18 protein-coding genes are annotated in these 20,933 nt (G+C 68.9%); 5 read left to right on the top strand and 13 right to left on the bottom strand.

Going from position 1 to position 20,933, the window contains the following annotated elements; genetic code table 11:
- Positions 1 to 3: 3 nt before the first annotated feature.
- Both gatA and gatC read right to left on the bottom strand, forming a co-directional pair.
- Positions 4 to 1,485 (bottom strand): Asp-tRNA(Asn)/Glu-tRNA(Gln) amidotransferase subunit GatA, encoded by a 1,482-nt coding sequence (gatA, locus tag AWC02_RS19825; RefSeq protein WP_085130437.1) that lies wholly within the window; start codon positions 1,483 to 1,485, stop codon positions 4 to 6.
- A complete protein-coding gene (gatC, locus tag AWC02_RS19820) occupies positions 1,482 to 1,781 on the bottom strand; it encodes an Asp-tRNA(Asn)/Glu-tRNA(Gln) amidotransferase subunit GatC (protein ID WP_085130435.1) in 300 nt (99 codons plus the stop codon). Before gatC ends, gatA begins: the two co-directional genes overlap by 4 nt.
- A gap of 87 nt (positions 1,782 to 1,868) precedes the next feature.
- On the opposite strand from gatC, the gene AWC02_RS19815 reads away from it, so the two are divergent.
- Positions 1,869 to 2,534, top strand: a complete 666-nt coding sequence (locus AWC02_RS19815) for an ACT domain-containing protein (RefSeq protein WP_085130789.1) — start codon at positions 1,869 to 1,871, stop codon at positions 2,532 to 2,534.
- 43 nt (positions 2,535 to 2,577) lie between these two features.
- Here the strand turns inward: AWC02_RS19815 and AWC02_RS19810 are convergent, their stop codons facing one another.
- Positions 2,578 to 3,165 carry a TetR/AcrR family transcriptional regulator gene (locus AWC02_RS19810; RefSeq protein ID WP_085130433.1) on the bottom strand — a complete coding sequence of 196 codons (588 nt, stop codon included), beginning with the start codon at positions 3,163 to 3,165 and terminating at the stop codon, positions 2,578 to 2,580.
- A 125-nt stretch (positions 3,166 to 3,290) separates the two neighbouring features.
- Between AWC02_RS19810 and AWC02_RS19805 the strand changes: the two genes are divergently transcribed.
- Together AWC02_RS19805 and AWC02_RS19800 are read left to right on the top strand one after the other, a co-directional pair.
- Positions 3,291 to 4,907: a flavin-containing monooxygenase gene (locus AWC02_RS19805; protein ID WP_085130787.1), complete on the top strand. Its 1,617-nt coding sequence runs from the start codon at positions 3,291 to 3,293 to the stop codon at positions 4,905 to 4,907.
- A 50-nt stretch (positions 4,908 to 4,957) separates the two neighbouring features.
- Positions 4,958 to 6,103 carry a zinc-binding dehydrogenase gene (locus AWC02_RS19800; RefSeq protein ID WP_085130431.1) on the top strand — a complete coding sequence of 382 codons (1,146 nt, stop codon included), beginning with the start codon at positions 4,958 to 4,960 and terminating at the stop codon, positions 6,101 to 6,103.
- A gap of 30 nt (positions 6,104 to 6,133) precedes the next feature.
- On the opposite strand, the gene AWC02_RS22945 is transcribed toward AWC02_RS19800, so the two are convergent.
- From AWC02_RS22945 to ligA, 3 genes are all read right to left on the bottom strand, one after another.
- Positions 6,134 to 8,497, bottom strand: coding sequence for a PGRS repeat-containing protein (locus AWC02_RS22945; RefSeq protein WP_133055668.1), 2,364 nt, complete (start codon positions 8,495 to 8,497; stop codon positions 6,134 to 6,136).
- 56 nt (positions 8,498 to 8,553) lie between these two features.
- The gene (locus AWC02_RS22940) at positions 8,554 to 10,965 is read right to left on the bottom strand and encodes a PGRS repeat-containing protein (protein ID WP_085130425.1); all 2,412 of its coding nucleotides are present in this window, start codon (positions 10,963 to 10,965) and stop codon (positions 8,554 to 8,556) included.
- A gap of 113 nt (positions 10,966 to 11,078) precedes the next feature.
- Positions 11,079 to 13,154: an NAD-dependent DNA ligase LigA gene (gene ligA / locus AWC02_RS19780; protein ID WP_085130423.1), complete on the bottom strand. Its 2,076-nt coding sequence runs from the start codon at positions 13,152 to 13,154 to the stop codon at positions 11,079 to 11,081.
- 33 nt (positions 13,155 to 13,187) lie between these two features.
- Here ligA and AWC02_RS19775 point away from each other — a divergent pair, with 33 nt between their 5' ends.
- On the top strand, positions 13,188 to 13,583 hold the full coding sequence (locus AWC02_RS19775) for an MmcQ/YjbR family DNA-binding protein (RefSeq protein WP_085130421.1): 396 nt from the start codon (positions 13,188 to 13,190) through the stop codon (positions 13,581 to 13,583).
- A 28-nt stretch (positions 13,584 to 13,611) separates the two neighbouring features.
- Here AWC02_RS19775 and AWC02_RS19770 read toward each other — a convergent pair whose 3' ends face one another.
- On the bottom strand, positions 13,612 to 14,625 hold the full coding sequence (locus tag AWC02_RS19770; protein ID WP_085130419.1) for a uroporphyrinogen decarboxylase/cobalamine-independent methonine synthase family protein: 1,014 nt from the start codon (positions 14,623 to 14,625) through the stop codon (positions 13,612 to 13,614).
- A 56-nt stretch (positions 14,626 to 14,681) separates the two neighbouring features.
- Here AWC02_RS19770 and AWC02_RS19765 point away from each other — a divergent pair, with 56 nt between their 5' ends.
- Positions 14,682 to 15,311: a sensor domain-containing protein gene (locus tag AWC02_RS19765; protein WP_085130417.1), complete on the top strand. Its 630-nt coding sequence runs from the start codon at positions 14,682 to 14,684 to the stop codon at positions 15,309 to 15,311.
- A 40-nt stretch (positions 15,312 to 15,351) separates the two neighbouring features.
- Here AWC02_RS19765 and mnmA read toward each other — a convergent pair whose 3' ends face one another.
- From mnmA to AWC02_RS19735, 6 genes are all read right to left on the bottom strand, one after another.
- Positions 15,352 to 16,428 carry a tRNA 2-thiouridine(34) synthase MnmA gene (gene mnmA / locus AWC02_RS19760; protein WP_085130416.1) on the bottom strand — a complete coding sequence of 359 codons (1,077 nt, stop codon included), beginning with the start codon at positions 16,426 to 16,428 and terminating at the stop codon, positions 15,352 to 15,354.
- A complete protein-coding gene (locus AWC02_RS19755) occupies positions 16,425 to 17,609 on the bottom strand; it encodes a cysteine desulfurase family protein (RefSeq protein WP_085130785.1) in 1,185 nt (394 codons plus the stop codon). The genes mnmA and AWC02_RS19755 overlap by 4 nt, the downstream gene beginning before the upstream one ends.
- Before the next feature lie 62 nt (positions 17,610 to 17,671).
- Positions 17,672 to 18,487, bottom strand: a complete 816-nt coding sequence (locus AWC02_RS19750) for a lysophospholipid acyltransferase family protein (protein WP_085130414.1) — start codon at positions 18,485 to 18,487, stop codon at positions 17,672 to 17,674.
- On the bottom strand, positions 18,484 to 19,338 hold the full coding sequence (locus AWC02_RS19745; RefSeq protein ID WP_085130412.1) for a GNAT family N-acetyltransferase: 855 nt from the start codon (positions 19,336 to 19,338) through the stop codon (positions 18,484 to 18,486). The genes AWC02_RS19750 and AWC02_RS19745 overlap by 4 nt, the downstream gene beginning before the upstream one ends.
- Positions 19,339 to 19,420: 82 nt before the next feature.
- Positions 19,421 to 20,149, bottom strand: coding sequence for an SDR family NAD(P)-dependent oxidoreductase (locus AWC02_RS19740; RefSeq protein WP_085130410.1), 729 nt, complete (start codon positions 20,147 to 20,149; stop codon positions 19,421 to 19,423).
- Positions 20,146 to 20,889 (bottom strand): SDR family oxidoreductase, encoded by a 744-nt coding sequence (locus AWC02_RS19735; protein WP_085130408.1) that lies wholly within the window; start codon positions 20,887 to 20,889, stop codon positions 20,146 to 20,148. The genes AWC02_RS19740 and AWC02_RS19735 overlap by 4 nt, the downstream gene beginning before the upstream one ends.
- Positions 20,890 to 20,933 lie beyond the last annotated feature (44 nt).

Genomic DNA, 20,933 nt, shown 5'->3' with positions numbered 1-20,933 from the left:
CGGCTAGATTGCGCTGGCCAGTTTCCCGCGGGCGGCTTCGTAGGCGGCACCCACCCGGTAGAGCCGGTCGTCGGCCAACGCGGGAGCCATGATCTGCAGGCCCACCGGAAGGCCGTCGTCGGCGGATGGCCCGCAGGGCACCGACATGCCGCAGTGCCCGGCCAGGTTCAGCGGCAGCGTGCACAAGTCGAACAGATACATCGCCAGCGGGTCGTCGACCTTCTCCCCCAACCGGAACGCCGTCGTGGGTGTCGTCGGCGAGATCAGTACGTCGACGGAGGTGTATGCCTCGTCCAGGTCGCGGGCGATCAGCGTGCGGACCTTCTGCGCCTGGTTGTAGTAGGCGTCGTAATAGCCCGCCGACAGCGCATAGGTCCCGAGCATGATGCGCCGCTTGACCTCCGGACCGAAACCGGCCGCGCGGGTGAGCGCCATCACCTCTTCGGCACTGTGGGTGCCGTCGTCGCCGACCCGCAGACCGAAGCGCATCGCGTCGAAGCGGGCCAGGTTGGACGAGACCTCGGACGGCAGGATCAGGTAATAGGCCGACAACGAGTAGTCCAGGTGCGGGCAGTCCACCTCGGAGATCTGCGCGCCTAACGCCTTCAACTGGTCGACGGCGGCGTGAAACGCTGCCAGCACACCCGGCTGGTAGCCCTCCCCGCTGTGCAGCTGGCGCACCACGCCGATGCGCACGCCCGACAGGTCGCCGTCGGCGCCGAAGCGTGCGGCGCCGACCACGTCCGGCACCGGCACATCCAGCGAGGTGGAGTCGCGCGGGTCATGCCCGGCGATCACCGAGTGCAGCAGCGCGGTGTCGAGCACCGTGCGGGCGCACGGTCCGCCCTGATCCAGCGACGACGCGCAGGCGACCAGTCCGTAGCGGCTCACCGTGCCGTAGGTGGGCTTGACGCCGACCGTGGCGGTCAGCGCGGCCGGCTGGCGGATCGAGCCGCCGGTGTCGGTACCGATGGCCAGCGGCGCCTGGAACGCCGCCAGGGCTGCGGCGCTGCCGCCGCCGGAGCCGCCCGGGACCCGCTCCACATCCCAGGGATTGCGGGTCGGCCCGAAGGCGGAGTTCTCCGTCGACGAACCCATGGCGAACTCGTCCATGTTGGTCTTGCCCAGGATCGGGATGCCGGCCGCGCGGAGCCGGGCGGTGACCGTCGCGTCGTAGGGCGCCCGCCACCCTTCCAGGATCTTGGAGCCGCAGGTGGTGGGTGCGTCGACGGTGGTGAACACGTCTTTGAGCGCCAGCGGCACACCGGCCAGCGCCGAGGGTGCGTCGCCGGCGGCGATGGCCTGGTCGGCGGCCTCCGCCGCGGCCAGCGCCGCGTCGGCGCCCACGTGCAGGAACGCCCCGTACCGGTCGTCGGTCGCCGCGATCTGCTCGAGGTGGGCACGGGTGACCTCGACCGAGGACACCTCGCGCGCGGCGATCTGGGCCGCCAGTGTGGCCGCGTCGGACCGGATCAGCTCGCTCACTGGCTCTCCCCCAGGATCTGCGGGACCGCGAAGCGGTTCTCGGCGGCCCGCGGTGCGGCGGCCAGGGCCTCGTCCTGGGACAATCCGGCGACCACCGTGTCGGGCCGCGTGACGTTGACGTCCTTGAGCGGGTTGTCGGTCGCCTCGACTCCGGTGACGTCAACCGCCTGAATCGCGCTGACATGGTTGAGGATCGCGTCGAGCTGGCCTGCGAAGCCGTCCAGTTCGGCGTCGGTGAGCGCCAACCGGGCCAGCCGGGCCAGGTGGGCTACGTCGTCACGGGAGATCTGGGACACGACTCGAAAGCCTAGTCGGCCCCTCGCGCCGACGGTAAAGGCAGCATCGCCTGCGGCAGCCCGGCAGGCACTGTGGGAAAGTTGCCCATGCCTTCCTATCTGCTGCGTGTCGAACTCGACGACCGCCCCGGCAGCCTGGGTTCGCTGGCCGTGGGTCTGGGCTCGGTGGGTGCTGACATCTTGTCGCTGGACGTCGTGGAACGCGGCAGCGGCTCGGCGATCGACGACTTGGTGGTCGAGCTGCCGCAGGGTTCGATGCCCGACGTGCTGATCACCGCCGCCGAGCGGCTACCCGGGGTGCGGGTGCACAGCGTCCGTCCGCACACCGGACTGCTGGACGCGCACCGCGAACTCGAACTCATCGATCACGTCGCAGCAGCCGGGGACCGCAGCGCCAAATTGCAGAAGCTGGCCGACGAAGCGCCGCGGGTGCTTCGGGTGAGCTGGTGCACCGTGCTGCGCAGCGAGGGAGACGATGGGGCGTTCCGCCGGCTCGCGGGCAGCCGTGGAACCCCGGAGACCGAGGTCGGCACGGTGCCGTGGTTGCCGATCGAGCGCGCCACCGCGTTGGACAACACCGCCGCCTGGGTGCCCGCGGTGTGGCGGGAGATGGACGTCGCTTTGGCGGCGGCACCGCTGGGCAACCCCAACACCGCGGTTGTCCTGGGCCGCACCGGGGGTCCGGCGTTTCTGCCCGCCGAGGTGGTCCGGCTGGGTTATCTGGCCGGCATCGTGGCGACCCTGCTGCGCTGATCGGGCCGGGTATGCGCTGACACACCGGCGAGCCCGCCCGGAGTCAGTCGCCGGCGGCAGTCAGCGCCTTGCGCAGTACGAGTCGGGTCTGCGCGATGGCGTCATCGGGCGCAACACCGCCGCGCGCGATCAAGGTGGCAGCGGCGATAACCTGCACACCGAAAGTGGTTGCCGCGACGATCGGCGATATCCGCCGGTCGACTTCGCCGCCCCGCTGGGCACGGTGCACCGCGGCGGCCAGCACCTCCACCGACTGCGCCTCGGCGACCAATCGGCTGGGGTCGGCGATCGGAGCCAGAATCAGCACCCGGTAACGGCTGGCGACTTCGACGGTGGGCCCCACCAGCTCTATCAGGCTCGGCAACACCGGGCCGGACTTCGGCAGGGACAGGTAGAGCTCGCGCATGTTGGTCACCGCAGCCTCGTGGATGGCACCCACGAGTTGCTCCCGGCTCGGAAAGTGCCGGTAGAGGGTCCCCCGGTTGAGGGCCGCGGCGTCGGCGATCTCCTGCATCGACGCGTTCGGGTCTCCCGCGAGGACCGCGGTGGCCGCCTCGATGATCCGCAGCCGGTTCTCGATCACGTCGGATCGCATCCGGGTCGTGTCGACCGACGAAGCCCCACGCGCCATGGTTGACAGGGTAATCGATGCATGCCAGACTTCCAGCACCGAAATGCGACACTATGTTGCACTTCAGCGATCTGGGGCCGCACGTCGGTCGTGCGTCATTCCCGAGCCGACACAGCGAGGAACTCATGGCCACAAGCGATCACGCCTTGTCCGCGCCGGGCACCGAGGCCGACGGCGCCGGGCCGGCGCAGCGCGGTGTCCCCGACCACGAGATCGTGATCGTCGGCGCCGGCTTCTCCGGTATCGGCTCGGCGATCAAGCTCGTCGAGGCGGGGTTCGCCGATTTCGTGATGCTCGACGATGGGAATGGCGTGGGTGGCACCTGGCATTGGAACAGGTATCCCGGGGTGGCGGTCGACATCCCGTCCTACAGCTATCAGTTCTCGTTCGAGAAGCGGGCCACCTGGTCGCGCACCTATGCCAACGGCGGGGAACTGGCGGACTACGCCCGGCACTGCGTGGACAAGTACGGCCTGCGCGGCCGGCTGCGGCTGAACACGAGCGTGCAGTCGGCCCGGTTCGACGAAACCCACGCGCTGTGGCGCCTGAGCACCGACCAGGGCGACATCAGCGCCCGCTTTGTCATCAACGCGTCCGGGGCGCTGACAACGCCCAAGATGCCCGACATCGAGGGCATCGAACTCTTCGCCGGATCGGTCATGCACAGCGCCCGCTGGGATGACTCGGTCGACTTCACCGACGCCCGGGTCGGGATCATCGGAACGGGCGCCTCTGCCGTCCAGATCATTCCGGCCATCGCGGCGCGAACCAGACACCTCACGGTGTTCCAACGCACCCCGATATGGTGCATGCCAAAGCTCGACCTCAAGATCCCCGGTGCCGTGCAGACCCTGATCGGCAAGATCCCCGCCCTGGAACTGGCGCTACGCGTCGCCAGCGAGGCGTTCGTCGAGATCACCTTCCCCATCGTGGCCCATTATCACAAGTTCTTCCCGGTCGGAAAGCTCGCCCAGCAGCAGGCGAAGCTCTATCTGTACAGCCAGGTGAAAGATCCCGGGCTACGCGAAAAGCTCTTGCCCTCCTACACGCTCGGTTGCAAACGCCCGAGTTTCCACAACAGCTACTACGCGGCCTACAACCGAGACAACGTGCACCTGGAGACCAACGCCATCTCCCACATCGATGAGCGCGGTGTCGTCACGGCCGACGGCGCGACCCACGAACTGGATGTCCTCATCCTGGCCACCGGTTTCAAAATCGCGGACCCCGATGCGAATCCGACCTACGAGCTGATCGGCAACTCCGGACAACGGTTGGCCGACTGGTGGGATGCGAACAGACTGCAGGCCTATGAGGGAGTCAGCGTTCCCGGTTTCCCCAACCACTTCTCCGTCTACGGACCCTACGGGTATAACGGCTCCTCGTATTTCAACCTCATCGAAGCGCAGGCGGGGCATATCGTGCGCTGCTTGACCCACGCGCGAGCCACGGCCAGCACGCTCGTCGAGATCAAACCCGAGGCCAATGCCCGCTTTTTCCAGGACATGCTCTCTCGCCGTTACCGTCAGATCTTTTGGCAGAAGGGCTGCGGCGGGTCGAACAGCTACTACTTCGACAAGCACGGCGATGTCCCCATCCGGCCCACCACGACGTGGAATACCGCCCGCCGCGCCAAGCGTTTCCCGCTGGACGACTACCGGTTCACCACCGCTCACGCGTCCGGCAATGACCGGCCGGCCAGCCCGGACGCCGCCGTTGCCGGTTCGGCCCGGCGACGCTGACCGCCCCTAGACTCCGGACATCGACCAACCCGAGACAGGCTGGAAAGATCGTGAAAGCAGTTGTTTGCCAGAACGGCGCATTGTCGGTTTCAGACCTCCCGGCACCCCGGCCCGGCCGCGGCCAAGTTCGGCTGAAAGTGCTGCGTTGCGGCATATGCGGTTCTGACCTGCACGCGCGCCACCACAGCGACGAACTCGCCGACGTGGCCGCCGACATGGGCTACCTGCAGTCGATGCGCTCGACCGAGCGCACGGTGTTCGGCCACGAGTTCTGCGGAGAAATCCTGGAATACGGCCCCCGATGCAAGCGGCGGGCTCCGGTCGGCAGCCGCGTCGTGGCGTTTCCGCTGCGGCGCGCGGAGGAAGGAATCCACCCGATCGGGCTGTCGGCCTCGGCGCCCGGCGCCTACGCCGAGGAAGTTCTCGTCGAAGAGTCGCTGATGGTGCCGGTGCCCGATGCCCTGCGCACCGATATCGCCGCGATGACCGAGCCCATGGCGGTGGGCCTGCATGCGGTGCGGCGGGCGAAGATTCGGCGGGGACAGATCGCTGTTGTCATCGGCGCCGGCCCCATCGGGCTCGCGGTGGTGCTGATGCTCAAGGCGCAGGGCGTTCGGACGGTGATCGCCAGCGACTACAGCGCGGCACGGCGTGCGTTGGCCAAGAGATGCGGGGCCGATATCGTCGTCGACCCGGCGACCGAATCGCCCATCGACTACGTCGAGCAACGGCGCGGATATTTCACCAGTTCGGTGGCCGCGATGAGCCTGCTGCTGCGCGCCACCGAAGCGGCGAACACTCTGCCGATCCCGCTGTGGCAGGCCTGGAGGGTGCTCGAGTCCATGGGGGTCGGCCCCAAGGCACCGGTGATCTTCGAATGCGTCGGGGTTCCCGGTGTGCTGAACTCGGTGATCACCTCCGCGCCGATCATGTCGCGCATCGTGGTCGCCGGGGTGTGCATGGGCGAGGACCGACTGCGCCTCGCGATGGCGATCAACAAGGAACTCGACATCCGCTTTGTCCTGGGATACACCCCGGTCGAGTTCCGCCGGACGCTGCGACTGCTCGCCAAAGGCAAGGTGGACCCGACGCCGTTGATCACCGCCACGGTGTCGCTGGCCGAGGTCGACGGGGCGTTCGAGGCGCTCGCCAGCCCCGACGACCACGCGAAGATTCTCATCGACCCGACTGCCTAGAGGGCACCCGGACCGGATCTGGCGCAGCGGCTACGCCTCGGCCCGGGTGACCGTGACGCTGATGGTGGTGGCCCCGGGGTCTGAGGCGATGACCAGCACCGAGGCGTTCGGCGCCGAGACCACTTGGCCGCCGGTGACGGTGACGTCGTAGCCGTTCGGGTAGATGACGGCCGGCACCGCGATGTTGGATTGCGCGCCGGCGGCGAAGACACCTTGGCCGTTGGCCATTTCGGTCGAGTAGCTGAGCTGGAACGTACCGTTGTCGAACGACCAGGCATTCGGGATACCTGACACCGCCTGCGGATAGGGCTCGGCCAACACCGCCAGCTTCGCGGCGTCGATATTGTCACCGGTCGGCGGCAAATTGGTGTTGTACACCAACGACGCCGCACGGGCGGGGACGGGGATGTCCATATTGTTGTTCTGGCCGGTGTAGGTCCATGTCGCCCAGCCGTACTGGTGCCGGTTGGCGGCATCTGTCAATGCGGTGTGCACCTCAGGGATGTTGCTGTTGCCGAACCCACCGATGTGGGACGGGATGTCGTGCTCGTCGGCGTACCGCGCGGCGGTGGCGAGTGCCATGTCAGCGAACACGTCACAGAACAGGTTGATACCCAACAGGTCTGAGGTCGGGCAGAAGTTCTGGAACGAGAAGATGGTCTTCTCGTCGTCGATCGCGCCCAGCTGGGTGGGGACTCCCAAGTTGAAGAGCACGTTGGGCTGCACGAAAATCGGAGTGTCGGGGTCCACCGACCGGATCGCAGCGATCGTCTGGTTGTAGAACGGGGTCAGCTGCTGCGAGTCGAAATACGGGCTGCCCAACAGACTCGGCAGCCAGTGCGATCCGGAGTGCGGCTCGGCTATCACACCGAAGGCGGCCACACCGGGTTCGTCTTTGAAGTAGTGCGCCACCACTTGAATCATCTGCGCGTAGTGATTCTCCAGACCGATACCGTCGGGAGCCTTTGCATTGCCCCAGAAGGCATCCCAGGCGTGGTTCCCAGCGGCGTTGACGAAATAGTTCCACGGGAAGCCCGCGTCGTTGTTGGGCAGCCCGCCGGTCTGCACCGCCCAGTCCGGCGCCCCCACCCCGCCGAACGCGGTGCCGTAGAGGTCCTGATGCATATAGATGTTGCTGGTGACGCCGTGCGCTGACAGCGTCTGCACGGTCTGGGCGACCGAGGCCAGATAGTCGTAGTCGTAGACCCCGGGCTCGGGTTCCACCGCCGCCCAGATCAGGCCCAGCTGGATGTTGTTGAACCCGTTGGCGGCCAGGAACGCCGCGTCGTCGGCACCGAAGCCGTCCACCGACAACTCATAGGGCGCCACCTTGTTCACGTGATCCAAGCCGTGCAGGATCCCCACCCGGCCGTCGCTGTCGATCAGCCAGGAGCCGGCCGTCGAGAACCCGCCGGTCCCACCGCTGAGCGGAACACCGGTGCCGAACTGCCCCACGTCACCATGGGCGCCGAACATGAACAGGCTGCCGTTGCCGCCGGTGCCGCCGAGTGCCGGCAACCGGGTGGGGCTGCCGCCTACCCCGCTGTCGCCACCGTCACCGCCGGCACCACCACTGCCGAACAGGCCGATCGCACTGCCGCCATCACCACCATGACCACCGTCGCCGCCATCACCGCCGGAACCGCCGGCACCACCGATGCCGAACAGCCAACCGCCGGCACCACCGGAACCACCGATACCGCCGACCACACCGTCGCCACCGTCACCGCCAACACCACCGACGCCCAGCAACCAGCCACCATTGCCCCCAGCACCACCGGCAGCACCCTCGCCCCCGTCCCCGCCTGCACCCCCGTTACCGAACCACCCCGCCGCGCCACCGGCACCACCGGCCACACCCTCAGCACTGCTCGAATACCCCGCGCCACCATCACCGAACAACCAGCCGCCGGCCCCACCATCAGGATTCTCCGCGGTACCGTCCGCACCGTCACCGATCGCATACGAACCCAACAGCTGATTGACCACCCCGCCAACCTGCTGACCGAAATCACTGTCGAGCAGATTGCCGACACCGGTATGAATCGGCGTGTAGATCCACTGGTCGAACAAGTCGGTCAGTCCGACCGGTGAAGCCAACGCCGCCAGCGGCTCACCCAAACCATCCAGATTCGCCCACGCGGCTTCCCAATGCGCCGGATCGAAGAACGTCTCCCACGCCGCCGAATCCGACAACGCACCCCAGTCCAGGGTGCTCGACGCCGCATCCACAAACGGCGCGAACAACTCGTCGAACACATCATCGAGATCCGCCCGCGCCGGTATCGCGGGAAGCAGCGCCGCCATGCCCATTCCGGTGCATGCCCCGGCGGGGGGGAGCCGCACCTGCCGCCGGGCCTGGCCGTTGGCCCTCACGCCGCGCCGCTTGCCCATGAAACCTCCTGTGACACCTTCTGATCGAGGCACCCGGACCGGATCCGGCGCAGCGGCTACGCGCCGACCCGGGTGACCGTGACGCTGATGGTGGTGGCCCCGGGATCGGAGGCGATGACCAGCACCGAGGCGTTCGGCGCCGAGACCACTTGGCCGCCGGTGACATTGACCTCATAGCCGTTCGGGTAGATGACCGGCGGCACCGAGATATTGGTCTGCGCACCGGCGGCGAAGACGCCCTGACCGTCGGCCATCTGCGTGGAGTAGCTGAGCTGGAACGTGCCGTCGTCGAACGACCACGCGTTGGGAATGCCCGCCACGGCCTGCGGATACGGCTCGGCGAGCACCTCCAGCTTCGCGGCGTCGATATTGTCGCCGGTCGGCGGCAGGTTGGTGTCATAGACCAGCGACTCGGCCTCGCGCGACGTAGCGGTGGTGGTGATGTCATTCATGCCGGTGTAGACCCATGTGGCCCAGCCGTATTGGTGCCGGGCGGCTGCATCGAGGACCGAGGTGTGGGCACCGAGAACGTTGCTGGCGCCGAACCCGCCGATGTGCGCGGGGATGCCGTAGGTGTCGGGGTACTTCGTCGCGTTGTCGATCGCGATGTCGGCGAATACGCTGCAGAAGAAGTCGACGCCGAACAGGTCGACCGATGGGCAGAAGTGCTGGAACGAGTAGATGACGTCCGGGTCGTCCACCTTGCCCAGCTGCGTCTGGACTCCCAGGTTGAAGAGCACGTTGGGCTGCACGAAAATCGGAGTGTCGGGATCCACCGACCGGATCGCTGCCACCGACTGGTTGTAGAACGGCGTCAGCTGCTGGGCGTCGAAGTAGGGATTGCCCAACAGGCTCCCCAGCCAGTGCGATCCGGAGTGCGGCTCGGCTATCACGCCGAAGGCGGCCACCCCCGGGTTGTCTTTGAAGTAGTGCGCCACCACCTGCAGCATCTGCGCGTGGTGGGTCTCCAGCCCGATTCCATCCGGCGCCTTGGCGTTGTTCCAGAAGGCATCCCAGGCGTGGTTCTGTGCGGGGTTGACGAAGTAGCTCCAGGGGAAGCCGACGTCGTTGTTGGGCAGCCCGCCGGTCTGCACCGCCCAGTCCGGCGCCCCTTCGCCGCCGAACGGGGTTCCGTAGAGGTCTTGGTGCATGTAGATGTTGCTGGTGATGCCGTGCGCTGACAGCGTCTGCACGGTCTGGGCGACCGAGGCCAGATAGTCGTAGTCGTAGACCCCGGGCTCGGGTTCCACCGCCGCCCAGATCAGGCCCAGCTGGATGTTGTTGAACCCGTTGGCGGCCAGGAACGCCGCGTCGTCGGCACCGAAGCCGTCCACCGACAACTCATAGGGCGCCACCTTGTTCACGTGATCCAAGCCGTGCAGGATCACCACCCGGCCGTCGCTGTCGATCAGCCAGGAGCCGGCCGTCGAGAACCCGCCGGTCCCACCGCTGAGCGGAACACCGGTGCCGAACTGCCCCACGTCACCATGGGCGCCGAACATGAACAGGCTGCCGTTGCCGCCGGTGCCGCCGAGTGCCGGCAACCGGGTGGGGCTGCCGCCTACCCCGCTGTCGCCACCGTCACCGCCGGCACCACCACTGCCGAACAGGCCGATCGCACTGCCGCCATCACCACCATGACCACCGTCGCCGCCATCACCGCCGGAACCGCCGGCACCACCGATGCCGAACAGCCAACCGCCGGCACCACCGGAACCACCGATACCGCCGACCACACCGTCGCCACCGTCACCGCCAACACCACCGACGCCCAGCAACCAGCCACCATTGCCCCCAGCACCACCGGCAGCACCCTCGCCCCCGTCCCCGCCTGCACCCCCGTTACCGAACCACCCCGCCGCGCCACCGGCACCACCGGCCACACCCTCAGCACTGCTCGAATACCCCGCGCCACCATCACCGAACAACCAGCCGCCGGCCCCACCATCAGGATTCTCCGCGGTACCGTCCGCACCGTCACCGATCGCATACGAACCCAACAGCTGATTGACCACCCCGCCAACCTGCTGACCGAAATCACTGTCGAGCAGATTGCCGACACCGGTATGAATCGGCGTGTAGATCCACTGGTCGAACAAGTCGGTCAGTCCGACCGGTGAAGCCAACGCCGCCAGCGGCTCACCCAAACCATCCAGATTCGCCCACGCGGCTTCCCAATGCGCCGGATCGAAGAACGTCTCCCACGCCGCCGAATCCGACAACGCACCCCAGTCCAGGGTGCTCGACGCCGCATCCACAAACGGCGCGAACAACTCGTCGAACACATCATCGAGATCCGCCCGCGCCGCCGGGGCGAACGCCAGCGGCATCATGCCGACGGTCACCAGCGCACCGAGTGCGCCCGCCGTGCCGACGCCCCGCTTGCGGGCGTCCCGGCCGGCGCGTCGCGAAGGACGCCTGTCGGTGCTGGTTGCGGAGACCCAGAAGGTGTCAGCACTGATGGTCATCGTGTCCCCGCTCCGTTGACGGCTACTCACTCACGACGAACTGCAACAGCATGTTGCACTTCATCATGGAGGCTGCCATACGTAGCTGACACTGTCAACCAGCTAAGAATTTCCTAATCCGCGCTGGCCACGGGGCCCTCGACGAGCAGCCGGACGAAGCCTTCCTCATCCAGAACGGGCACCCCGAGCTCGACTGCCTTGTCGTACTTGGAGCCGGGCGCGTCGCCTGCGACCAGGTAGGCGGTCTTCTTCGACACCGAGCCCGCCGCGCGGCCCCCGCGGGCGATGATCGCCTCCTTGGCCTGGTCCCGGGAGAACCCGGTCAGCGAGCCCGTCACCACGATGCTCAGCCCCTCCAGCGTGCGCTGAATGCTCTCGTCACGCTCGTCGGCCATCCGCACCCCGGCAGCCCGCCACTTGTCGACGATCGCGCGATGCCAGTCGACGTCGAACCATTCGGTGACCGCGGCAGCGATGGTGGGGCCGACCCCCTCGACAGCAGCCAATTGTTCGGTAGAGGCCGCGGTGATCGCGTCCAGGCTGCCGAATTCGGTGGCCAGGGCCCGGGCCGCGGTCGGCCCGACGTGCCGAATCGACAACGCCACCAGCACCCTCCACAGGGGCTGGGATTTGGCCTTGTCCAGGTTGGCCAGCAGCTGCCGCCCGTTCTTGGACAGCGCTCCGCCCTTGGTGGTGAACAGTTCGGTACGCAGCAGGTCTTCTTCGGTGAGGGTGAAAAGATCGCCTTCGTCGGTGATGACACCGGCACTGAGCAACGCGGTCGCCGCTTCGTAGCCCAGCGCCTCGATGTCGAAAGCCCCCCGCCCGGCCACATGGAAGACCCGCTCGCGCAACTGCGCCGGGCAGGACCGGGCATTGGGACAGCGGATGTCGACGTCGGCTTCCTTCGCCGGCGCGAGCAGCGTGCCGCATTCCGGGCAGTGGGTCGGCATGACGAATTCGCGCTCGTCGCCGTCACGCAGCTCGACCACCGGCCCCAGCACTTCGGGAATCACGTCGCCGGCCTTGCGGATCACCACGGTGTCGCCGATGAGCACGCCCTTGCGCTTGACTTCGGAGGCGTTGTGCAAGGTGGCAAGGCTGACCGTGGAGCCGGCGACCTTGACCGGGGTCATGTAGGCGAACGGGGTGACCCGCCCGGTGCGTCCCACACTCACCCGAATGTCGAGCAGCGTGGTCTGCGCCTCCTCGGGCGGGTATTTGTAGGCGACCGCCCAGCGCGGCACCCGGGAGGTGGCGCCGAGGCGGCGCTGCAGGGCCCGGTCGTCGACTTTGACCACCACACCGTCGATCTCGTGTTCGACGTCGTGGCGGTGTTCGCCCCAATAGCCGATGCGTTCGGCTACCGCGTCCATGCCCTCGACGCGGGCGGTGTGCGGCGAGACCGGCAGCCCCCAGGCCTTCATTGCGGTGTAGGCGCCGTGCAGCGTGTCGGGGTTGAACCCCTCGGCGTAGCCGAGGCCGTGGCAGACCATCCGCAGGTTGCGCCGGGCGGTGACCGCCGGGTTCTTCTGCCGCAGTGATCCGGCCGCGCTGTTGCGCGGGTTGGCGAAAGGCGGCTTGCCCTCGGCGACGAGTCCGGCGTTGAGAGTCTCGAAGTCCTCGAGCCGGAAGTACACCTCGCCCCGGACCTCCAGCACGGCCGGGATGGGGAATTCCGGGCTGTCGGTGAGGAATTCGGGGATGTCGGCGATGGTGCGCGCGTTGAGGGTCACGTCCTCGCCGACCCTGCCGTCGCCGCGGGTGGCCCCGCTGATCAAGCGACCGTTGCGGTAGACCAGCCCCAGTGCCACGCCGTCGACCTTGAGCTCGCACAGATACGTGGTGTCGCCGCCGATCTCGGCGGTGACCCGTCCCGCCCAGGCGGTCAGCTCGTCGGGTGAGAACACGTCTTCCAGGGACAGCATCCGCTCCAAGTGCTCGGCGGGCGCAAAATCGGTGGTGAAACCCGCACCGCCGACCAGCTGGGTCGGCGAGTCGGCGGTGCGCAGCTCCGGGTAGGCATCCTCCAACGCGAGCAGTCGGTTGAACAGCTCGTCGAAGGCGGCGTCGGTGATGATCGGCGCGTCCTTGACGTAGTAGCGGAACTGGTGTTCGCGCACCTCTTCGGCCAGGTCGTGCCACTGCCGCCGGAGTTCCGGGGTCACGCTGTCGGCCTGTGGACTCACCCCCGCAGGTTATCTGCTGGCTACCCTGGCGGCATGCCACACCCGATCATGTTCGCCGACGATGACCCCGGCCTGGCAGAGCTGCGCAGCATCGCGCTGGGCTTTCCCGAAGCGTTCGAGAAGGTCTCCTGGGGCCGCCCGGTGTTCTGCGCCCCCAAGATGTTCGCGATCTACGGGGGCACCAGCAAGGCCACCGGCACGGTGGTGGCTTATCCGCACGCGCTGCTGGTCAAGATCGACGAGTCGGAGCGGCGCGCGCTGGAGCAGGACCGGCGATTCTTCTTCCCGATGTACCTGGGTCCGTTCGGCTGGCTGGGAATGGATTTCGACGCCGCCGCGGTGGATTGGGACGAAGTCGGCGAACTGGTCGACGCCTCGTTTCGGCTGACTGCGCCGCAGCGGTTGATCCGGTGTCTGGACGGACCCTGACCGCGGCATGCGTTCGGGCACGGCGCGGCTAAATGGCGTCGGGGTCGTCCTTGAGCGCCTCGCCCACCTTGCGCACCAGCCCGACCGCGGTGCGCGCCCACGCCGCGCTGGCACCGGCCAGACCGCAGACCGGGCTGACCCCGACCCGCTCGGCCAGTATCGAGCGGCCGAATCCGATCCGGTCGGTGATCGCCGCCACCGCCGACGCCAGTTCCTCCACGGCGGGTGATCGCGCCGGGGCGAGCCCGGGTACCACCCCCATCACCACTGTGCGGCCGGAGTCGATGAATGCGCCGATCTGGTCGTAGTCAACCGATTCCAGCGCGGTGCAGTCCAGCGCCAGGGCCGTAATCGCGCTGCGCTGCAATACATTCCATGCAAGATCGGATGCGCAACTGTGCACCAGCACGTCCGCTTGCAGGGCTGCGGCGCAGCCGTCGAGCAGCGTGGTGGCCACCGATTCCTCGATGGCGGGCACCGGGCTCAGCGCGGTGACCCCGGCCAGCCGGCCGGCGACCGCTGCGGTCAGGGAAGGCTCATCGAGCTGGACGATTACCTCGGTGTCGAGCCGGCGGACCAGATCTGCCCGGTGCGCCGCCAGCCCCTCGGCCAGCGATGCGGCCAGATCCCGAACCGCGCCGGGGTCGGTGACCGCACGGTGCCCGTTGGCCAGCTCCAGCTGCGCCGCCAGGGTCAGCGGACCCGCCGCCTGAACCTTGACGGGGTGCCCGCTGCCGCGCAGCCCGGCCAGCTCCCAGGCCTCTTCGAGGGCGTCGATGTCCTCGCCCAGCAGGCTCACCGCACGCCGGCTCGCCGCGCCGGGGCGCGCCACCAGCCGATAACCGCGGGGCGCGGTGTCCAGTGCGATGTCGACCAGCAGCGCGCCGGTCCGGCCGATCATGTCGGCGCCGGCGCCGCGTTCCGGCAGCTCGACCAGGTGTGCCAGGCCGCCGCCCAGCTCCCCGACCACAACCTCGGCCGCCGAACGCGCCGAGGTTCCCGGCCACGACCCCAGTCCGGTACCGGTGGCGAAAGCACTCACTGGGCAACCGTATTGAAGGGCGGTGGCCCGGTCCACGGCGGGCTAGCCTTGACGGGGTGAAGACCTCGCGGTGGTTGCCGTTGTGCGCCGTTGCCGCCGTGCTGGTCGGCTGTACCCGGCTGGTGACCGGGACGGCGCTCCCCCCGCTGGCATTGCCGACGGTCGACGGCCCGGTGGACCTGAACCGCATCCTGCTCGAGACGTCCCGGATCAGAGCCCTCGTCGGCGTCGACGAGCAACTGACGGTCATCCCCACCATGGATTCGCGCACCCCGACCGACCTCGAAGGATTCGCCGCGTCCCTGCCTCCGCCGTGCCGGTTCATCTTCAACGAGACCGCGGTGTTCGGGTCCGCGCCGACCCGCTTCCACAAGACCACCTACCAATACCCGCCCCGGGCGGCGCTGCTCTCCGAGGGCGCGGCCGTCTACCCCGACGCCGAGTCGGCCCGTCACGCTCTCGACGCCCTGGTCGCCACGGTCGCCGAGTGCGCCGACAGTTCGGCCGGGCCGGGCTTGGTCAGAAACTGGGAAACCGACGGGCAGACCCTGCGTACCGGCGCCGGAGACTGCGGTCGGACTTACCGGATCAAGTCGGTGGTCTTGCTGGAGGTCACCTACTGCGGGTTTACCGAGTCCGACGCCGAACTGGTGGTGACGAACATGGCCTCCGGCATCCCGGGCTGACCGCGCCGGCGTTCGCCACGCCCGACGCCCACGCCTGGTGCTATGCGCTGGTGTCGGTGATGGTGGCGCTGGCGATCACCTCGTCGCCCGCGGGGTCGGGGCGATAGCAGGCCAGCGTCTGGCCGCGCGCGACACCGCGCAACGGCTCGCGCAACCGCACCCGCAGGTCGTCGCCGACCAGTTCGGCCACCGCGCCGACGGCGGCGCCGTGGGAGCGCACCTGCACCTCGCATTCGACGGGGCCGTGCCACGGCCTGCCCGCGGTGAACACCGGCGCCCGGCCGGTCAACTCCACCACGTCCAGGTCTGCGGCAGACCCCACGGTGACGGTTCCGGTCGCGGCGTCGATGCCGGTCACGTAGCGCGGCAGACCGTCCGGCCCCGGCCCGGCGATGCCCAGGCCCTTGCGCTGGCCGATGGTGAAGCCGTGCACCCCGTCGTGTTCGGCCAGCACCGATCCCCGGGTGTCCACCACCGCGCCGGGCCGCACGCCGATGTGGCCGCCCAGGAAGGTGCGGGTGTCGCCGGTCGGAATGAAGCAGATGTCGTGGCTGTCGGGCTTGCTCGCCACCGCCAGTCCGCGTTCGGCGGCTTCGGCCCGAATCTGCGGCTTGGGAGTGTCCCCGATGGGAAAGGCCGCGTGCCGGAGTTGTTCGGCGCTCAGCACCGCCAGCACATAAGACTGGTCCTTGTCGGGGTCCACCGCGCGCCGCAGCCGCCCGTTGTCGAGCCGGGCGTAGTGACCGGTGGCCACCATGTCGAAACCGAGTGCGAGCGCTCGGGCCGCCACCGCGGAGAACTTGATCTTCTCGTTGCAGCGCACGCACGGGTTGGGGGTCTCGCCGCGGGCGTAGGAGTCGACGAAGTCGTCGATCACCTCGTCTTGGAACTGCTCGGAGAAATCCCACACATAGAACGGGATTCCCAGGACGTCGGCGACCCTGCGGGCGTCGTCGGAGTCTTCGCGCGAGCAGCAGCCTCGGGAGCCCGTGCGCAGGGTGCCGGGGTTGCGCGACAGGGCCAGATGCACGCCGACCACCTCATGCCCGGCATCGACCATGCGCGCCGCCGCCACCGAGGAGTCCACGCCGCCGCTCATGGCGGCGACCACTTTCATCGCGGCGCTCCGGTGGCCGCGAGCATCGCCTGGCGGGCCCGCTCCACCGCGCCCGGCAGCACCTGCAGCACGGCATCCACATCGCCGTCGACGCTGGTGTGCCCCAGTGACAGTCGCAGCGATCCGCGGGCGGCGACCGCGTCGGCGCCCATAGCGGTCAGCACGTGCGACGGCTGCGGGACACCCGCGGTGCACGCCGATCCGGTGGAGCATTCGATGCCGTTGGCGTCCAGCAACATCAGCAGGGAGTCGCCTTCGCAGCCGGCGAAGGTGAAGTGCGCGTTACCGGGCAGCCGGTGGCTCCGGGACCCGTTGAGGCGGGTGTTGTCGATGCGGGAGAGCACCCCGTCGATGAGCCGATCGCGCAACGCGGCAAGCCGCGCCGCGGTGGCCTCCAGCGAGCCGACGGCTACATCGAGCGCCGCCGTCATGCCTACCGCTCCCGCCACATCGGGTGTGCCAGAACGGATGTCGCGCTCCTGTCCCCCGCCGTGCGTCAACGGGACGCAGCTCACGTCACGACGGATCAGCAATGCGCCGGTCCCACACGGTCCGCCGAACTTGTGGGCCGTCAGGCTCATGGCCGCCAAGCCGCTGGCACCGAAATCGACCGGAAGCTGCCCGACGGCCTGCACCGCGTCGGAGTGCATCGGCACCCCGAACTCGCCTGCGACCGATGCCAGTTCGGCGATCGGCAGCACCGTTCCGACTTCGTTGTTGGCCCACATCACCGATACCAGGGCGACGTCGTCGGCCCCTCCGGCGGCCAGTTCGGCGCGCAGCGCGTCCGGCGACACCGACCCGTCGCGATCAGTGGGCAACCAGGTGATCTCGGCGCCTTCATGATCGGCGAGCCACCCCACCGAATCCAGCACCGCGTGGTGCTCTACCTCGGTGGTGATGATGCGGCGCCGACGGGCGTCGGCATCGCGACGGGCCCAGTAGATGCCCTTGACGGCCAGGTTGTCGCCGTCGGTGCCACCTCCGGTGAACACCACCTCCGACGGGCGTGCGCCCAGCCGTGCGGCGACCGATTCGCGGGACTCCTCCATCCGGCGTCGCGCTGCGCGTCCCGCCGCGTGCAGCGACGAGGCGTTTCCCACCGTTGCCAGCGCAGCTGTCATCGCCTCGATGGCTTGCGGATGCATCGGGGTGGTGGCGGCGTGATCCAGATAGACCATGACCTGGCCAGGATACCGGGCACCAGCAGCCGCCCCGGCGCTGCGGCGGGCGGCTGCGCCGTTCAGCACACGATGCGGGATCGCCGGCAGTGCCGCACGGGCCAGTCCACCGCCGCCTGGCAACGGGCGGCCAGCTCACGCCGGTCGGTGCCCGGCAGTTGCAGGGCGGCGACGTGCACGCGGGCGACGGTGCGTCGTGCGGTGATCAACCGGCGCATCGAGGCCAGCAGGGTGTCGTCGCCGACGAAGGCCGGCACGCTCGACGGCGAGCCGTCGCGATGGTGGTAGCTCAGCTGCAGGGGCTGGACGGGCCGGGCCGCGTCGACGGCGGCCTGGAACATCGCCGGATAGAACCGGCCATGGGAGCGCCCGCACCAGGTGGTCCCCTCGGGGAAGGCCACCACCGTGCTCCCGGCGCGCAACCGGGCCGCCACCGCGGCCACCGCCACCGGTAACCGGCGCAGGTTGTCGCGCTCGATGGGGATGATTCGCATCAGCTGTGCCAGCGTCCCGATTCCGGGCCAGCCGATCAGGTCGGCGCGTGCGACGAAGTTCCCCGGCGACACCGCACCGATCACGAACACGTCCAGCCAGGACACGTGCGGGCTGACCACCAATATCCCGCGCAGGTTGCGTACCGGCCCACCGGTCGTGGTCACCCGCACCCCGAAGCAGCGCAACACCAACCGGCAGCAGCCCCGCTGCAGCCGGGCGCGCCCGGGCACCGGCAGCGCCAACAGCGGCAGCAGTGGCACCAGCAGCACCGCCAGCACCAGCCGCAGGACCACCACCGCCCATGCGCGCCGCTCACCCGCGCGGATGCACCGCGGCGTGCAGACCGCCCGGGGAGCCCAGGCGTTTCCGGCCGGCGGGTTCACGCCGGGACGGCCGCGTCGGCCCCGGATACCACCGATGCGGCGGCCACCGACCTCAGCCGCCGCAGGTAGCGGATGTCGGCGTCGGTGCGGCGCAGCAGGGCCGGGAAGTCACCGACCCCGAAGGCCGGGTCGTGGGCCGGCTCACCGCAGATGCGCGCCCCCAGGCGCAGGTAGCCGCGCAGCAGCGGGGGCAGGGTCGGGCGCGCCGGCGGCGCGATCTCGTCGAGGCTCTTGCCGTCGACCGTCACCGGCCGATACGGGGTGAGCCGGTAGGGACAGGCGTGCCGTCGCCGAACGAGGTCGCGCACACCGCGGATCGCAGAGCCGGGGGCGCCTTCGCCGCACACCGGAACCGAGACGCAACCGGTGATGTAGTCGTACTGGTAGCGGTCCAGGTAGGCCAGGATCCCGGCCCACATCAGCAGCACCACCGCGCCGCTGCGGTGGCCCGGCCGGACTACGGCGCGCCCCATCTCGACCAGGGAGGGACGTAGCGGGTCCAGCGCCGAGATGTCGAATTCCATTGCGCTGTAAAGGCCTCCAGCGGCGATGGCGCGGGTGGGCGGAAGCATCCGGTAGCAGCCCACGAGCTCACCGGAATCGTCGTCGCGTACCAGCAGGTGGTCGCAGTACTCATCGAAGTGGTCGGCGTCGCGGCCGGGGTGGGGCTGCCCGGAATCGCTCAGACAGAAGCCGGGCTCGGTGCTGAAGACCTCGTAGCGCAGTCGCTGCGCGGCGTCGATCATGTCGGGATCGGTGGACAACAGCAGCGAGTAACGCGGGCTGTTGGTACCAGAGGAAGGGGAATCGGTTGCGGGTTGGGGGGCGATGAGAACAGAACCAGTGCTCACACCGAGCACGGTCGCCTAGCCAAGCTGCGACCAGGCAATCACCGCATGACATCTCGGTGCACGCTTGGTGACGAATTGTGCGTCAGGCGGCGACTCCGCCGCCGTCGGCATGAAGTGTCGATCCGGTGATGAAGCTGGATCGCGGCGAGGCGAGGAACAGCACGGCTTCGGCGATCTCCGCAGCGCGCGCGGTGCGCCCCAGGGGCAGCGCCCGACCCAGTTCGTCATTGACGTCGCCCCACTGCGCGGCGACCCCCGCGGTGGCGGTGGGCCCCGGCGCAACGCTGTTGACCCGCACGCCGTGCGGGCCGAATTCGGCGGCCCAGGTGCGGGTCAGGGACTCCAACGCGGCTTTGGAGGCGCTGTAGCTCGACGCACCGGGCACGCCCTTGTGGGCGACCATGCTGGTGACGTTGACGATGCTGCCGCGCCCGCGGCGCAACATGCCCGGCGCCAGCGCGGCGACCAGGAAATAGGCACCGCGCACGTTGGTGTCGAACGTCGAGGTGAACGATGCGACGTCCTGCTCCACGGTCAGCGCGCCGGGAAAGCTGGCGGCGTTGTTCACCACGATGTCGACGACGTCGCCGCATTCGCGCACCAGGGATGCCACCGAGTCGAGGTCGGAGAGATCGGCGGCCACGAAACGCACCGCGCCGCCGAGTTCCTCCACGGCGGCGGCACCACGGGCAGCCGAACGGCCGGTGATGATCACCTCGGCGCCGTGGCGTGCCAGCAGCCGCGCGGCCTCCAGGCCGATGCCCGAGGTACCGCCGGTCACCAGCGCCGTCTGCCCCGCCAGTTCGCTCACCGGGACGCCTGCCAGTCGACCAGCCGGGTTGGGGCCAGGGTGGCGCCGTCGCCGGTGACCAGGCCGGTGTCACCGACCTTGGTGCCGAAGTAGACCGCGGACGAGTCGACCACGATCGGGAGCTGCTCGCCGCGGTGGTCCAGGACGAGGGCGGCCAGCTCGGCGAAGGTGAACTTCTCAGGACCGCCGATGTTGACGATCCCGTCCGTGGGCGCGGCTTGAGCGGCCCGGGCCACTTCGGCAGCCACCTCGGCACCGGCGATCGGCTGGATCAGGCCTTCGGGCGCCCGGATCTGTCCGTCCACCGTGATCGAGGAGACGATGCCGTCGGCGAACTCGTGGAACTGCGTGGCGCGAACAATGGTGTAGGGCAGGCCGGACTCGGCGACGATGCGTTCCTGGGCGACCTTGGCGCGCATGTAGCCGCTGTCGGGCAGGCCGTCGCAGTTGACGATGGACAGCACAACGTAGTGGCCGACGTCGGCCGCGGTGGCCGCGCCCACCAGGTTGGTGGTGGAGGTCGTGAAGAACTCCAGCACCGGGCCGTCGGCGTAGTCCGGCGAGTTCAGCACGTCCACCAGCACGTCGGCGCCCGACAAGGCCTCGGCGAGGCCGTCTCCGGTGACGACGTCGACCCCGCAGCTGCGGGCCGCGGCCACCGTCTCGTGGCCGGCGGCGCGCAGCAGGTCGACGACTTTGGTGCCGATCTGGCCGCTGGCACCCATCACAGTGATCTTCATCCCCACCACACCCCTTCCCGTACGGTTCGATACCTCGACCCTGG

The sequence above is a fragment of the Mycolicibacter engbaekii genome (genome assembly GCF_002101585.1).
In the GTDB taxonomy this organism is placed as follows: Bacteria; Actinomycetota; Actinomycetes; order Mycobacteriales; family Mycobacteriaceae; genus Mycobacterium; species Mycobacterium engbaekii.
Note: the sequence above shows the minus strand (reverse complement) of the source record. Positions and strands in the feature narration are given on the sequence as shown.

Coding starts and splice junctions, on each gene's coding strand:
- AWC02_RS19810 (WP_085130433.1), bottom strand. CDS start 3,165: ATGGCGCGTGGGGCTTCGTCGGTCGACACGACCCGGATGCGATCCGAC.
- AWC02_RS19735 (WP_085130408.1), bottom strand. CDS start 20,889: ATGAAGATCACTGTGATGGGTGCCAGCGGCCAGATCGGCACCAAAGTC.
- AWC02_RS22940 (WP_085130425.1), bottom strand. CDS start 10,965: ATGACCATCAGTGCTGACACCTTCTGGGTCTCCGCAACCAGCACCGAC.
- AWC02_RS19755 (WP_085130785.1), bottom strand. CDS start 17,609: ATGGTCTATCTGGATCACGCCGCCACCACCCCGATGCATCCGCAAGCC.
- AWC02_RS22945 (WP_133055668.1), bottom strand. CDS start 8,497: ATGGGCAAGCGGCGCGGCGTGAGGGCCAACGGCCAGGCCCGGCGGCAG.
- AWC02_RS19815 (WP_085130789.1), top strand. CDS start 1,869: ATGCCTTCCTATCTGCTGCGTGTCGAACTCGACGACCGCCCCGGCAGC.
- AWC02_RS19805 (WP_085130787.1), top strand. CDS start 3,291: ATGGCCACAAGCGATCACGCCTTGTCCGCGCCGGGCACCGAGGCCGAC.
- mnmA (WP_085130416.1), bottom strand. CDS start 16,428: ATGAAAGTGGTCGCCGCCATGAGCGGCGGCGTGGACTCCTCGGTGGCG.
- AWC02_RS19775 (WP_085130421.1), top strand. CDS start 13,188: ATGCCACACCCGATCATGTTCGCCGACGATGACCCCGGCCTGGCAGAG.